Annotated in this window: 17 protein-coding genes; all 17 read right to left on the bottom strand. The window is 41.2% G+C overall.

Features of this window, described 5'->3' with window-relative positions:
- Positions 1 to 5: 5 nt before the first annotated feature.
- A complete protein-coding gene (locus HMPREF2686_RS08850) occupies positions 6 to 839 on the bottom strand; it encodes a hypothetical protein (RefSeq protein WP_083280271.1) in 834 nt (277 codons plus the stop codon).
- Positions 778 to 1,815, bottom strand: coding sequence for a hypothetical protein (locus HMPREF2686_RS08845; protein ID WP_049474238.1), 1,038 nt, complete (start codon positions 1,813 to 1,815; stop codon positions 778 to 780). Before HMPREF2686_RS08845 ends, HMPREF2686_RS08850 begins: the two co-directional genes overlap by 62 nt.
- A 164-nt stretch (positions 1,816 to 1,979) precedes the next feature.
- Positions 1,980 to 2,504 (bottom strand): hypothetical protein, encoded by a 525-nt coding sequence (locus HMPREF2686_RS08840; RefSeq protein WP_070450344.1) that lies wholly within the window; start codon positions 2,502 to 2,504, stop codon positions 1,980 to 1,982.
- Positions 2,505 to 2,506: 2 nt separating this feature from the next.
- Positions 2,507 to 3,301, bottom strand: a complete 795-nt coding sequence (locus HMPREF2686_RS08835) for a hypothetical protein (RefSeq protein WP_148130212.1) — start codon at positions 3,299 to 3,301, stop codon at positions 2,507 to 2,509.
- Entirely contained in the window at positions 3,291 to 4,295 is a 1,005-nt protein-coding gene (locus tag HMPREF2686_RS08830) for a hypothetical protein (RefSeq protein ID WP_049474235.1), read from the bottom strand. The genes HMPREF2686_RS08835 and HMPREF2686_RS08830 overlap by 11 nt, the downstream gene beginning before the upstream one ends.
- Before the next feature lie 128 nt (positions 4,296 to 4,423).
- A complete protein-coding gene (locus HMPREF2686_RS08825; protein ID WP_003006041.1) occupies positions 4,424 to 4,870 on the bottom strand; it encodes a Fur family transcriptional regulator in 447 nt (148 codons plus the stop codon).
- A gap of 196 nt (positions 4,871 to 5,066) precedes the next feature.
- On the bottom strand, positions 5,067 to 5,222 hold the full coding sequence (locus tag HMPREF2686_RS10590) for a hypothetical protein (protein ID WP_024054834.1): 156 nt from the start codon (positions 5,220 to 5,222) through the stop codon (positions 5,067 to 5,069).
- Positions 5,223 to 5,325: 103 nt separating this feature from the next.
- Positions 5,326 to 5,601 carry an HU family DNA-binding protein gene (locus HMPREF2686_RS08820; RefSeq protein ID WP_003006038.1) on the bottom strand — a complete coding sequence of 92 codons (276 nt, stop codon included), beginning with the start codon at positions 5,599 to 5,601 and terminating at the stop codon, positions 5,326 to 5,328.
- 110 nt (positions 5,602 to 5,711) lie between these two features.
- Positions 5,712 to 6,545, bottom strand: a complete 834-nt coding sequence (locus HMPREF2686_RS08815; protein ID WP_003006035.1) for a DegV family protein — start codon at positions 6,543 to 6,545, stop codon at positions 5,712 to 5,714.
- 89 nt (positions 6,546 to 6,634) lie between these two features.
- Positions 6,635 to 7,363, bottom strand: coding sequence for a metallophosphoesterase (locus HMPREF2686_RS08810; protein WP_024055581.1), 729 nt, complete (start codon positions 7,361 to 7,363; stop codon positions 6,635 to 6,637).
- 20 nt (positions 7,364 to 7,383) lie between these two features.
- Entirely contained in the window at positions 7,384 to 9,042 is a 1,659-nt protein-coding gene (gene recN, locus HMPREF2686_RS08805) for a DNA repair protein RecN (protein ID WP_021152787.1), read from the bottom strand.
- A 6-nt stretch (positions 9,043 to 9,048) separates the two neighbouring features.
- On the bottom strand, positions 9,049 to 9,483 hold the full coding sequence (locus HMPREF2686_RS08800) for an arginine repressor (protein WP_003006022.1): 435 nt from the start codon (positions 9,481 to 9,483) through the stop codon (positions 9,049 to 9,051).
- Complete coding sequence (locus HMPREF2686_RS08795; RefSeq protein ID WP_031576079.1) at positions 9,473 to 10,291, bottom strand: TlyA family RNA methyltransferase; 819 nt, start codon at positions 10,289 to 10,291, stop codon at positions 9,473 to 9,475. Before HMPREF2686_RS08795 ends, HMPREF2686_RS08800 begins: the two co-directional genes overlap by 11 nt.
- Positions 10,284 to 11,159, bottom strand: a complete 876-nt coding sequence (locus tag HMPREF2686_RS08790; RefSeq protein WP_070450340.1) for a polyprenyl synthetase family protein — start codon at positions 11,157 to 11,159, stop codon at positions 10,284 to 10,286. Before HMPREF2686_RS08790 ends, HMPREF2686_RS08795 begins: the two co-directional genes overlap by 8 nt.
- Positions 11,156 to 11,368 (bottom strand): exodeoxyribonuclease VII small subunit, encoded by a 213-nt coding sequence (locus HMPREF2686_RS08785; protein ID WP_024055992.1) that lies wholly within the window; start codon positions 11,366 to 11,368, stop codon positions 11,156 to 11,158. The genes HMPREF2686_RS08790 and HMPREF2686_RS08785 overlap by 4 nt, the downstream gene beginning before the upstream one ends.
- Entirely contained in the window at positions 11,346 to 12,686 is a 1,341-nt protein-coding gene (xseA, locus tag HMPREF2686_RS08780; RefSeq protein WP_024055991.1) for an exodeoxyribonuclease VII large subunit, read from the bottom strand. The genes HMPREF2686_RS08785 and xseA overlap by 23 nt, the downstream gene beginning before the upstream one ends.
- Before the next feature lie 152 nt (positions 12,687 to 12,838).
- Entirely contained in the window at positions 12,839 to 13,003 is a 165-nt protein-coding gene (locus HMPREF2686_RS08775) for a type 2 periplasmic-binding domain-containing protein (protein WP_024055990.1), read from the bottom strand.
- Between the last annotated feature and the right edge of the window lie 231 nt (positions 13,004 to 13,234).

Here is a 13,234-nt window from a genome sequence, read left to right as displayed (position 1 = left end):
TCCTTTCACCCCCTAACCTTTCCATTCCGAATTTCAACAGTCTCAGATACTTGTTTCCCATCATCGAACAGGCCATACCACCCATCTGGTAGAGACTTAATTGCCAAGTAATCCTTCAAAACTGATTTAAAATCATTCCCTGATTCTTTAAATCGACTTATATTTTCAGGGGAGATAATTTTAACATAAATGTCTCCTGATTCGATAAAACTACTATACGAGACATCATACCATCCCCCTAGAATTTTTAACTCAGAATTAGGAATGCCATTCTCATATTGCTCCATCAAACTGAAATAATTGTTACCTCGTTTCTTAAAAGGGGATAAGCTTATTTCAATCCAAGAGCCGCTAAAAGCACTATACTCGTTAATTTTTTTATCTAATTCTGCTTCAAGCTCGATTCGCTCAGTACTGAATTCAAATCCCTTCTCTATAATAGGCAAATAGGCTCTATCAAAATCATCATAGGTATTTTCTATTCCTAGGTTTTCAGCTAAATCAATCTTATTAGAATACGGCATCACCAAGTGTTTAAATCTGACTGATTTTTTTAGGGGAATTGAAATCTTTTTCCCTTCAACCGTTTCAGAATAGATAAAATTCACATCCGGACCGGCATTGGACCGAGTCCAAGAGAAACCTGTAATCTGTATATCTCCTCGGAAACTTCTACTATCATAGAAACCTTTTAGGTTAGCGTCTAAATTTCTATAAAAATAGAATCCTAGAAACAGTAGGAAGCAGATAACCACTAGAAAGGCTTTTGACCGATCACTAATCGTCGTCTGGCCCTTCTTGAAATGTTTTTTCAAATTCACGTTCCAACTCTTCTTCAACTCTTTCCTCCTTTATAATCTTTTTAAATTCTTCAGCATTCCGAACGATTTCTTTCTGCCCACTCTTTGTATAAGGAGCGCTAATAGACCAACTGAAATGATCTGCATCAGGAAACAAACTCTTGATGACAGTTTTTTCCTCCTCCATAGTGAGGTTTTGTTTTAAAATCAAGAGATGGCGATATTTTTTTAGTAGGGTTAAGAGTTTACTATCCTTCACCTTCACACCATTGCGATCTAATCTCTCCGTAGAACTTGAGGAAGTTTCTACTTTTTCATCTTCATCATCATATTCATAATCTATCCAACATCCTCCTACATCTATTTTATTTCTATCAAGACTGTATTTTTTTGTCTCAAATTTGGGTGCAGGCAATATTTGATAAAATCCACTGTAACCATAATCAACAATCATTTTTGGATCTGTCTCTGCGATTTCTCCCTTGTTCAGATTCACAAATAGGAGATTATTTTTTGTAACATTGAAAGCTACATACTCATCTTTTCCATCTGTAAACATGCTACTTCGCATGTTTCCTTCAATCGAGTCGTAACCCATTTTTTGAACGAGTTTTAAAACATCAATGGTATGACCTTCTCCTTTCTCTTGACCCAATTCATAATATCGAATTCTAAAATATTCATTTGCGTCTTTTTTCTTATCTTCGCCACTGATTAGTTTAGAATCTTGAAGGGCTATATATTGGGATCCGATAGTATAATATGGGGCATTATTTTTATCTTCTTTCTTAAAACTATAAGCCAATATTGGAATTCCGGTGGCCTCTTCACTAATGATTCGATTTTCCAATAACCGTTGTCCTCTACCAACATAATCATAATTTCTATCACTCACAACATGTACTGCTTCTTTTAGGTAAAGGAAGCTCCAAATACCGCCAACCATTAGAACGGTCACGGCAACTAGGGAAAGAATATGCCATATTTTCCAAGAAAAATTCTCCAGCTTCTTCATCTCGTTCTCCTATTGTTTGATTTCAAAAGTATATTATATCATGATTTCTCCTATTTTTCCTTCACTATCCTAGTGTGGTTTTACCATACAAAAAAGAGCCTGACGGCTCTGGTTTGAAAATAGCTTGCTTCTTTTTGTCTTCAACAAACATTCACAATATAGAACTATTCTTTTGATAAGATTTCTGCCTCATTAGCTGTTTTGGTAGCAGAATTTCGATATTCAATCATCTTTTTTATATCACGTAAGTTGCTATAAATATGAAACAAATAAATGAGTAAGCAGACATAGAAACCTGAGCTAAAGCTATAGTGATCTTTCTGAACTGACAAAGAAAACACCGCATAAACGAACATTACTACACAAGATACATGAATCAACAAAGACTGTAAACTAGCTAAAAATTGGTATCCCTTTTTTTCAAAGAAATTATGAATGAAAAAAGCAAGGATAGGTAAGGTTACTAATAGTAAAAGTAAAATGATAAAATAAAAATTTACAAGATCCTCAAACGCTTCACCCCCAAACACAGGGTTATTGTCCAGAAAGAGAAAAATTTGTGAATTATTTGGATTTGAAATAGCTAGATCATTGTAAAATGGCAAAGCTAGAAATGAAAAAATTAGGAAAATATACAATCCAAGTTCCCAAGCTAGACTAAGTCCAGTATCCTTTTGTATTTCTGACATGTTTAATCCCTTTCTTTAACCTTTCCATTAAAAATCATAGCTCGAGCTGTGGGTAGTTCAGTTGAGGTATCAAGAGCATAAATCCCATTTGGTAAGCTCGTTTTTTGTAAAAGTGTATTCAACTCATCCTTCAGATGTATACTTTCTTTATCGACACCTTTTGGTGGCGAAATTTGAACATACAAGGCATTATATTCTAATGCATCCTCTACTGGAAATTGATACCAGCCTCCAAGTACGGTACGATTCTTCTTCATTGATTCTTTCTCATATTCACCGAGCCATCTAACTCTATAATAATTTGATAATTGACTGAAAGTTGTAAATTTCAAAGTGATTTTAGAGCCTTTTAACGTAGAGTTTTGATTGATTTTATTTTGAATTTCCTGTTCCAATTTCTTACTGTCAGGATTGAGCTCGAGTGCTTTTTCAAGAATTGGACCATATACACTATACTCCTCAGCATACATTCCAATCGAATCCCCAGTCATTCCATAACGACCTTCTTTACCCAAATAAGGATAATATGGAATAACAAATTGTTCAACCTTCATTCGTCTCTTTAATGGAATAGAAATGACTTTTCCATTGACCTTCTCAGAATAAACATAATTGACATCTATTCCCAATTTATCTTGAGTAGATAGGGAAAGACTGGTGATCTTTATCTCACCTGGATAATGATTGCTTTTATAGAGTCCTTTGATGTTTGTTTCCAAATTTCTATAAAAACAAATACTGATAAGAGCCAAAAAGCCAACTAGAACGAGACAGCTTTTTAGTTTTTCATTCTTCATTTCCATATACTTTCTCAACTTTCTCTTCATCAACTACTTGGATTAATTCCTCAATATTGTGGATATATTCGTTATGACCATCCCTTGTATAGTCATCATCAATAAACCAAACAAAGTGAGTTGCATCCGGAAATAGCTTCGACACTAATGACTGGCTACTAGATAAATTTCTGTCTTCTTCTAAAACAAGGAGAAATCCATATTTTTTTAATATTGAAAGAAGTTTGCTATCTTCAGGTTTTTCTTCACTACTGTCTGAAGTTGAATAACTACTATCGTTTGTGGTAGTCATTTTCTTCTTTGGCTGTTTATAGTGAACCCATGGCCAAGAAATTTTCGTGTTGCTTTCCTCTTCATCGAAGTTCTTCGTAATGAAATCTGGATTAGACAGGGCCCTATAGATGCCTTTATAACCATATTGTATCGTTTTCTTCGGACGTTTTTTACTCTCCTTTTGCGTCCTAAGATTAAAATAGATGGATTCCTTATCTGTCACTTTCACCCTGACATACTCGTCCTTCCCATCAGAGTACATGGTTGACTCCATGTTTCCATAAATCGTTTTATAACCCAGTTTCTGAATAATTTTAAAGACATCAATGGTATGCCCCTCTCCTTTTTCTTCTCCAATCAGATAATAACGAATTTTAAAATATTCTTCCGAATCTTTTTCATTTTGATTAACATTACCCAGCTTAGAATCTTGAAAGGCTATATAGTTATGTCCGACAGCAATTTGATCATCATAACCATCTTCATCTGTATTTTTTAATGAAAGAGCTAAAATTGGGAATCCTGTATCTAGTCCCTTTACTTTTTCATAGTTCGTCAACCGTTGCCCTTTTCCAACATAAATATAATTTCGCTCATGAACAATATAGTCTGCATCTTTTACGTAAAAGAATGAACAAAGGCTACCAATAAAAAATACAGCCACAGCAATCAAGGTATAAACGTGCCACATTTTCCAAGAAAAATTCTCTAGCTTTTTCATCTCGTTCTCCTTTTGTTTGATCGTGAAAGTATATTATATCATGATTTTCCCTATTTTTCTCCTAGTTAAAATATAGGTATATTCTCATTGCATCAAAAAAGAGCCTGACGGCTCTGGTTTCTCTCACATTAATTTTTCTGACAGTCGGGGCAAATGCCATAGACCGTCATCTGGGTTTTGGTGATCTGGTAGCCACTTTGACTGGCTGCTTCTTCACGAAGATCTGGGACTTCGATATCCACATCTGCGATACGACCACATTTTTCACACACCACATTCAAATGGTCATGCCCCATGAAATCAAAATAGGTCGTGGTATCATTGCGAACCTTGATCTCAGAAACAACCCCCTCATCAATCAAAACCTTGATATTGTTGTAGACAGTTGCTAGACTCATGCTTGGAAACTGAGGCAATAAATCGCGATAGATCTTCTCAGCGCTTGGATGTTCATGACTCGCCACTAAATAGGAAAGAACTGCTCTGCGGGTATCAGTAATCCGAATACCCTTGGCACGCAAATTTTGCAAGACTTCTTCCACGCGCTCTTCTTCATGACGATGCAATGCGTTCACTATGATCCCCCCTTTCCAATATGATTTAATCGATTCGTTACCCCTATTATAGCATGTTTCAAAATAAATCACTATTTAGAATGCTTTTAATTAAAAAAATGTCCAGTGGACATTTTTTTCATGAGCCTGAAAACCGAAAAGCGAGTTTATGTCCGGGGGACATTGATTCACGAGCCTGAAATAGATTCATCTACTCTCAACCGATCCAACTGGTCATCCAGCGCACGGTTCCTAGGATCATTTTGACCACGAGGATCATAATACAGAACTCCAGTACGAACCACAGCCCTTTCAATAGATACAAAATAGGTCGGATAAACAACAAGGCAAAGAGGCCTAAAATGAATCGCATGGTCTTTTCTCTCTCCTTCTTTTTTCCTATTATACCCTTATCCTATAGAGCTGTCCAACAAAAAAACCATCCTAGAAATCTAGGATGGCTTTTCAAAATGCAATTATTTAACTGCTTCTTTAAGAGCTTTACCAGCTTTGAATGCTGGAACTTTAGAAGCTGCGATTTTGATTTCTTTACCAGTTTGTGGGTTGCGACCTTTACGAGCTGCACGTTCACGAACTTCGAAGTTACCGAAACCGATCAATTGAACTTTTTCACCTTTTGAAAGGTATTCTGAAACTGCTGCGAATACAGCATCAACAGCTGCTGCTGAATCTTTTTTAGTCAATTCTGTAGCTTCTGCCACTTTTGCGATCAAATCTTGTTTGTTAGCCATTTAACAAATCCTCCAAATTTTTTTAGGCTTTACGCCTTAACAGTACTATAATATCTAAAAAAAGCCTTTAGGTCAAGTACTAAACCTGTTTTTTCAAACATTTATTCAGCTTATTCGTAGCGCACCAAAACTGCAAATGCATTCTCACCTGTATGGGTTTGAATAATCGATCCAGTTTCGAGAACTGGGATAGCATTTTCAACGAACGATTGCAACTGAGCCTTCATTTCATTGGCCCACTCTGGTGCCCCTGCGTAAGAAATCCCGATCTCAGCCACCTTACTATGGGAAAGATTCTCTACCAATTCATTCAACCATTTCTTAAAGGTCTTGTTACCGCGCCCTTTGACGATTGGTTCTAACTGATGGTCCTTCATTTGCATCACGACACGGATATTGAGAAGGGAGCTCAAAAGTCCTGTAACACGGCCAATGCGCCCACCTTTAACCAGATTTTCCAAGGTAGAAACACCGATATACAACTCTGTCTTTTCTTTGACTTCTTCGATGCGAGCCAAGACAGTGTCTAAATCAGCTCCGTCTTTGGCCAACTTGGCTGCCTCAACCACCTGGAACTTCATGGCTTGGTCTGTAAAGCCACTATCAATCACAGTAACATCTGCTCCTGACAAGGTTGCCCCTTGGCGAGCCGCCTCTACGGTTCCTGACAAGGCATGAGACATATGAATCGAAACGATATGAGCTCCGTCTGCTGCTAACTTTTCATAAACCTCCGCAAAGACTCCAACGGGTGGTTGGCTGGTCTTTGGAAGATTTTTGCTAGACTGCATTAAGCGCAAGAAGTCCCCTTCACCCAACTCACTGTCGGAATAAAGGACTCCATCCACCATAACAGAAAGTGGCACAATGGTAATGCCATATTCTTCAACCACTTCAGGCTCAATTGTAATAGATGAGTCTGTAACTATTTTAATATTTGCCATATATTTCTATACTCTTCCTAAGAATGTTCTGCTTTCATTATATCAAAAAACACGGGGTTTTGCAGTGAAAGATATCCATTCCTGCTTCCTCAGTCGTCTGCGGCAGAAAAACCTGTATTATGAAGGACATGGTCATGGACGATGCCTTGATCATCCAAAAGCAATCCATGGAGGACTCCACCATAGACAGCGCCTCCATCGACGCCCATCTTCTGGTCTGAAATCCAAAGATTTTCGGTACCGACTGGCTCATTGAGCAGTCCATAGACTGGTGTATGGCCAAAGACGATCCATTTGCCTGTATGATTCTCCGCTTCATGGAATGGTTTTCGGATCCAGACTTTTTGGTAATCACTGGTTTCCCGCCAATTTTCAAGGGTTAGATCCACACCAGCGTGTACAAAATAATAGGTCTCTGTCTCGTAGTCAAAAGGCAAACTACGGATGAAGGCCACCAAGTCAGGAACGGCATTTTCTACTGCTTGCGCATCCGCAATGCCATCTACAGGAGCATCGAGCGGCCGGCCTAACAGAGAGTTGATAGTCGTATCGCCACCATTTCTTCGGTAGTGGTCATAACGCTCTTCTGGATTGTCCAACCAGGCTAAAAACATGTACTCGTGATTCCCGGAAAGGCAAACAGCTCCGTGATGGTCTACGTAGTCCTTTACGATTTCAATTGATCGTTTGCTGTTTTCGCCTCGATCTATCAAATCCCCTAAAAAGACCAATTGAGCTTTTCCATCCCATTCTGTCATGAGCTCTTCTAGCATTTGTGCTTTTCCGTGAATATCTCCGACTACAAAGTATGTTGACATTGTTTCAAACCTTCTTTCTCTTAACGCTTGAGAAGTTGCTCTGCTTGTTGACGGGCAGCTTCCGTTAGATCCTCTCCTGCCAGCATCTTGGCAATTTCTTCAATTCGTTCTTCTCTATTGAGCAAACGCACAGTAGATACAGTTGAGTGTTCATCACTGATTTTCTCAATATAGAATTGATAATCTGCTGCAGCGATGACTTGAGGCAGGTGAGAAATGGCAAGCACTTGGCCATTTTGACCAATCTTATGAATTTTCGCTGCAATGGCTTGAGCCACGCGCCCAGAGACCCCTGTATCCACCTCGTCAAAGACGATACTGGTTTTTCCTTCTTTTCGAGAAAAAGCCGACTTAATGGCCAACATCAAGCGTGACAATTCTCCGCCGGATGCTACCTTGACAAGAGGTTTAAAGTCCTCACCTGGGTTGGTCGAAATGTAAAATTCGACAGCTTCATTTCCCTCACGATTAAACTTAGCCTTACTAAAACGCACTTGAAAACGCGCCTTGTCCATGTAGAGATCTGCCAATTCTTGCTGGATTTCATTTTCCAAAGCTTGGGCCAGAGTATGCCGCTGATCACTCAAATCTTGAGCCAAGGTGACCAAACTCTTTTCCAAACGTTTGAGTTCTTTTTCCAAATCCTCAGACGAGAGGTCACTTCCGGTGAGGAGGCTATATTCTTTGGTGATTTGCGCCAGGTATTCTAAGACGTCCTTGACTTGGCCACCATACTTGCGCGTGATGGAGTGGATCAAATCCAAACGCGATTCCACCTGCATGAGGCGATTGCCATCAAACTCCAGACCATCGACCACATCTTCTAAGCGCTTGGTAATATCCTCAAGGGCATAGAAGGTTTCCGATAACTGGCTTGAGAGCTCTTTGTAGGTCGGATCATATTCTTCAATGCTTTCCAGATCATTCATGGCTGAGCGAACATTGGAGAGGCTCGAAAACTCTTCTGCATCCAGCATGGTATAGGCATTGGTTAGGGTATCAGCAATCATCTTGTGATTGAGCAGGCGTTGGCGTTCTTGCTCCAGATGCAGGTCCTCATCTACTTCCAAGGCAGCTGCCTCAATCTCTGCAATTTGAAACTCCAACATCTCGATACGGGCCTTGTTTTCCTGCTGGTTGCGCTGGAGTTCCACCACTTGTTTGCGCAGGCGTTTGTAATCTTCAAAGGTCTGACGATAAGCATCTTTGGTTTGGAAAAAGGCTGCATCCCCAAATTCATCCAACATAGCGATATGCAATTGGGGCCGCATGAGTTCTTCCTGATCATGCTGGCCATGGATGTCCACCAGATGTTGACCGACTGCCTTTAAGACAGACAAATTCACCATCTGACCATTGATCCGGCTGACACTTCGTCCATTTTGCAAGATCTCTCGGCGAATGATCAATTCATCGGTCCACTCTAGTCCTTGCTCTTCAAAGAGAGCCGTCAGATGGCGATTGCTCTCAACGGTAAAGAGACCTTCGATTTCCGCTTTTGGGGCTCCATGTCGGATGACATCAGTCGTTGCGCGGCTTCCCAGCATCATGTTCATAGCATCGATAATGATGGATTTCCCTGCACCTGTTTCCCCTGTCAGTACCGTCATTCCCTTTTCAAAATTTAAGGAAATCTCTTCGATAATGGCAAAGTTCTTAATCGAAATTTCTAATAGCATAGCCTCTTACCACCCAAAGATTGATTTGAGGATATTCTCTGCTTCTGGAGCTGAATAGGCGATCAGTAAGATCGTATCATCATCTGCAACAATACTAAAGATATGCTCCTTATAAATCTCCCGCAAGCGCCGTTTAACTAAAGGAGCTGTCCCTGGAACCATGGTGAAATTGACATATTCTCCCATGCGACGATGAGACAAAATATTGCTTTCGATCATCCCGATCCCTTGGTGGTGCTTACGTGGCAATTCATAGACATAGGTCATGTCTTTCAGAGGGCGTTTTACGATGCCCAATTCTTTGATATCCCGTGATACTGTCGCTTGGGTTGCTGAGATGCCTTCTTCTTTCAAATGTTCGACGATCTCTTCTTGCGTCCCCACTTCATGATCGCGAATGAAGCGGCGAATTTTTTCTAATCTAATATTCTTACTCTTCATGTTTAAATTCCTTGTGTGCCAGCTCCACAACAGCCTCCAGCTGCTCTGTAGTCGGCTTTGTTTTCTCTTCTTTTTTTTCTAGATACATCAAAAATTCGATGTTGCCATGGCCTCCTTGGATAGGGGAATAATCTACTCCCATTACCGCAAAGCCATGTGTCCCTGCAAAAGCAGCGACCTTTTCAAGAACGGCTAAATGAATCTTAGGATCCTTAATGATCCCATTTTTCCCGATCTGTTCGCGTCCTGCCTCAAACTGAGGTTTGACCAAAGCCACGACTTGTCCATTATCTGCCAAAATCCGGTGAAGGGCTGGCAGAATCAAGTCCAAGGAAATAAAGCTGACATCGATACTCGCAAAGCTCGGTGTCGCTTCAAAATCATCTGGCTCGGCATAGCGGAAATTGAACTGCTCCATCGAGACCACCCGAGGATCATTGCGCAATTTCCAGGCCAACTGATTGGTCCCGACATCCACCGAAAAGACCTGGCTGGCTCCATTTTGCAGCATGACATCTGTAAAGCCACCTGTAGAAGCTCCGATATCAATCGCAATTTTCCCCTCTACAGATAAACCAAATTGGTTCAGGGCTTTTTCTAATTTAAGACCGCCCCGGCTGACATATTTGAGCTTTTCGCCCTTTAATTTCAACTCGGTTGCTTCATCAATTTTTTCACCCGGTTTATCGAAGCGCTCACCATTGATAACGGCAACGACAAGACCTGCCATCACCCCTCTTTTGGCTTGTTCGCGGGTATCAAATAGGCCTTGTTTATAGGCTAATACATCCACTCTTTCCTTAGCCATCTATTCGTAATCCTTCTATTAATTTCTTGATCGCTCGCGGATCAAAGTCACAAGCACTTGTAATCTGATCCAACAAGTCCTCGCAAGCGTCTAATTCGCTTGTCAGCAAAGCTTTTGATTCTTCCAATCCCAACAAGGCTGGATAGGTCGATTTTTCAGCTACTAAGTCCTTTTGAGGAGTCTTCCCCAAAGCTTCAAAATCAGCGACCAAATCCAAAATATCATCTCGCACTTGAAAAGCCAGGCCTAATTTTTTCCCGATTTTTTCTAAGAGCTGAGCAATGTCTGCTTGCAACTCTAACATCAAACCGGCTGCGATGAAAGGATAGGCAAGGAGGCGTCCTGTCTTATTGGCATGGATGGTCTGCAATTCTGCTAACGTGAGCTGTTTGTGCTCCCCTTCCATATCAAGGACTTGGCCAGCTACCATTCCACGACTACCGGAAGCATCTGACAATTCAAGAATCAAGGAGACCTTGACCGCATCAGGAAGGGCACTCGCAGCTATCATCCCAAAGGGATCGAGAAAAAGCGCATCCCCTGCTAAAATCGCCAGGTCTTCTCCGAATTTCTTATGATTGGTCAATTGCCCCCGACGGTAATCGTCATTGTCCATGGCAGGCAGATCATCGTGAATAAGGCTTCCTGTATGGATCATCTCTAAAGCCCCTGCCACTTGAAAGTGAGCCTCCGTCAATTCCAATCTAAAGGCCTCTAACAATTCTAGAAGAAGCAAGGGGCGCAGGCGTTTTCCACCTGCCTGGATCGAATACAGGACCGAGTCCACTAAATGGGGGGCAACGGCTTTCTCCTCATAAAAAGAGCGAACTGCTTGCTCTACTCTATTTCGTTTTTCTTCTTGTCTCATGCTAGATCCGCTTCAGTACCATCTGCCTGCATGACCTTGACCAAGGTTTTCTCTGCTTGATCCAAAGTATCTTGCAATTCTTTTGACAACTTCATTCCTTTTTGGAATTCTGTAATGGCTTCTTCTAAAGCCACATCACCACTTTCTAATTTTTGGACGATGACTTCCAAATCTGCTAAATTTTCTTCAAATTTCTTTTCTTTCGACATGTTTTACCTCTACTTCTAACTGGCCATCTCTCATGATGAGGGACAGCGGGTCCCCTTCTGTTACTTTCGCAACCGAATCTAGAACCTGATCTCCTTCCTTGACCATGGCATAGCCACGCGCAATAATCCGACTGGTATCGAGCATCAAGAGAGCTTCTGATAAGCCTTGCACCTTGATCTTTTGCTCTTTAAGGACTTGTTCCATTCGGTTGATTAAGATTCTCTTATCTTGGAGCAGGCGGTCCTGGTAGCGCTCGATGCGATGCAAAGGAGACGTGGCTTCTAGGCGATGACGCAGACCTTGCAGCTGATTGGCCCCTTGTCCATATGCATCGCGCATCCCTTGTTTCAAACGCAATTGCAACTGGTCAATCTTTTGCAGGTAGCCATCATAGAGTCTTTCAGGCTGTCTAAAAATAACCGATTGACTTAATTTCGCCAAGCGTTCACGATTATAGGCCAAGCGATTGGACATCGCTGTTGCCATGCGATTTTCCTGCTTTTGTAAATGGGACAAGAGATCCAATTTGGTCACTGGAGTAGCTAATTCAGCAGCGGCTGTTGGAGTAGCAGCTCGTCGGTCTGCTACAAAATCGGCTAGAGTCGTGTCTGTCTCATGTCCAACACTGGAGATAATCGGAATCCGCGATTCAAAAATGGCTCGCACCACTGCTTCTTCATTAAAGGCCCAGAGATCTTCAATCGAACCACCCCCACGACCAATAATCAAGACATCCAAATCATCCCGTTGGTTAGCTCTTTGAATATTAGCAACCACCTCACTAGATGCACCTTCACCCTGAACCTTGGTCGGGTAGAGCACAATCTCAACACCAGGGAAGCGTCGGCTCACCGTTGTGATAATATCGCGAATCACGGCCCCACTTTGACTGGTGATGACCCCGATCTTTCTTGGAAATTGTGGCAGAGCTTGCTTCCACCGATCCTGAAAGAGCCCTTCTTCGGTCAACTTTTTCTTGAGTTGCTCAAATTGGATGGCCAAGGCCCCTACCCCATCTGGCTCAGCCTTTTCGATAACAATGGAATAACTCCCACTTGGCTCATAGAGCTGAATGCGACCGATGACGTTGATCTTCATGCCTTCTTCTAGCTCAAAACCAAAGCTTCGATAAACCCCAGCCCAGACCGTCGCCTGAATAACCGCTTTTTCATCCTTTAATGAAAAATACTGGTGATTGGGGCGTTTTCGGAAATTGGAGACCTGCCCTGTCAGATAAACCCTTTCCAAATAGGGATCCTTATCAAATTTTAATTTCAAATATTTGGTCAAACTTGATACGGATAAATAGTTGGACATAGGAACTCCTTTCTGCAGAATATGATCAAGTTTAATTATACCAAAAAACACCAAAAAAGGCTGGCAGACAAAGCGAAATCATGAATTTCCTTTCTCTACAAGCCTCATTTTATTCAAGTTATCCTCTACTTGTCTGTTTGACACCAGCTTCCTTATTTTTCACACTTTTCTAACCGTTCAATAAAGGAGCTAAGAAGCGCTTGGGGTTCCCCTTCATTTGGATATGCATAACTAATATAGAAGACTGTTTTTTCCTCTTCAACCAGCGGAATTTTGACAAGATTTGGATATTCTGGAAAAAGAGTCAGATCGGTCATGAGGCCAATCCCTAAATTTTCTTCGATGAAACTCAAAACCTATTTAGGATACAACAAATGAGGCTGGGACAAAAGTCCTAGCCTCTCAGTTATTTTTGGATTGTCGAGCAAGACGCAGCGGTTGACTGGGCTCTACTACGCTGATTTCATCAGCTTTTACAGCCCTACTAAACTGTGCGGAGGTGGGGCGACGAAATCGAATTCTAACGAATTACCGATTTCTGTCCCACT

The organism is Streptococcus sp. HMSC057G03 (assembly GCF_001808745.1).
GTDB lineage: Bacteria > Bacillota > Bacilli > Lactobacillales > Streptococcaceae > Streptococcus > Streptococcus parasanguinis_Z.
The sequence above is the reverse complement of the archived record's forward strand: the minus strand, read 5'-3'. Positions and strand labels throughout refer to the sequence as shown.

What these genes read in the sequence shown, in the direction of transcription:
- HMPREF2686_RS08790 (WP_070450340.1), bottom strand. Translation starts at nt 11,159, where the DNA reads ATGAGACAAGAAGAAAAACGAAATAGAGTAGAGCAAGCAGTTCGCTCT.
- HMPREF2686_RS08775 (WP_024055990.1), bottom strand. Translation starts at nt 13,003, where the DNA reads ATGACCGATCTGACTCTTTTTCCAGAATATCCAAATCTTGTCAAAATT.
- HMPREF2686_RS10590 (WP_024054834.1), bottom strand. Translation starts at nt 5,222, where the DNA reads ATGCGATTCATTTTAGGCCTCTTTGCCTTGTTGTTTATCCGACCTATT.
- HMPREF2686_RS08800 (WP_003006022.1), bottom strand. Translation starts at nt 9,483, where the DNA reads ATGAAGAGTAAGAATATTAGATTAGAAAAAATTCGCCGCTTCATTCGC.
- HMPREF2686_RS08785 (WP_024055992.1), bottom strand. Translation starts at nt 11,368, where the DNA reads ATGTCGAAAGAAAAGAAATTTGAAGAAAATTTAGCAGATTTGGAAGTC.
- recN (WP_021152787.1), bottom strand. Translation starts at nt 9,042, where the DNA reads ATGCTATTAGAAATTTCGATTAAGAACTTTGCCATTATCGAAGAGATT.
- HMPREF2686_RS08795 (WP_031576079.1), bottom strand. Translation starts at nt 10,291, where the DNA reads ATGGCTAAGGAAAGAGTGGATGTATTAGCCTATAAACAAGGCCTATTT.
- HMPREF2686_RS08835 (WP_148130212.1), bottom strand. Translation starts at nt 3,301, where the DNA reads ATGAAGAATGAAAAACTAAAAAGCTGTCTCGTTCTAGTTGGCTTTTTG.
- HMPREF2686_RS08815 (WP_003006035.1), bottom strand. Translation starts at nt 6,545, where the DNA reads ATGGCAAATATTAAAATAGTTACAGACTCATCTATTACAATTGAGCCT.
- HMPREF2686_RS08840 (WP_070450344.1), bottom strand. Translation starts at nt 2,504, where the DNA reads ATGTCAGAAATACAAAAGGATACTGGACTTAGTCTAGCTTGGGAACTT.
- HMPREF2686_RS08830 (WP_049474235.1), bottom strand. Translation starts at nt 4,295, where the DNA reads ATGAAAAAGCTAGAGAATTTTTCTTGGAAAATGTGGCACGTTTATACC.
- HMPREF2686_RS08820 (WP_003006038.1), bottom strand. Translation starts at nt 5,601, where the DNA reads ATGGCTAACAAACAAGATTTGATCGCAAAAGTGGCAGAAGCTACAGAA.
- HMPREF2686_RS08810 (WP_024055581.1), bottom strand. Translation starts at nt 7,363, where the DNA reads ATGTCAACATACTTTGTAGTCGGAGATATTCACGGAAAAGCACAAATG.
- xseA (WP_024055991.1), bottom strand. Translation starts at nt 12,686, where the DNA reads ATGTCCAACTATTTATCCGTATCAAGTTTGACCAAATATTTGAAATTA.
- HMPREF2686_RS08845 (WP_049474238.1), bottom strand. Translation starts at nt 1,815, where the DNA reads ATGAAGAAGCTGGAGAATTTTTCTTGGAAAATATGGCATATTCTTTCC.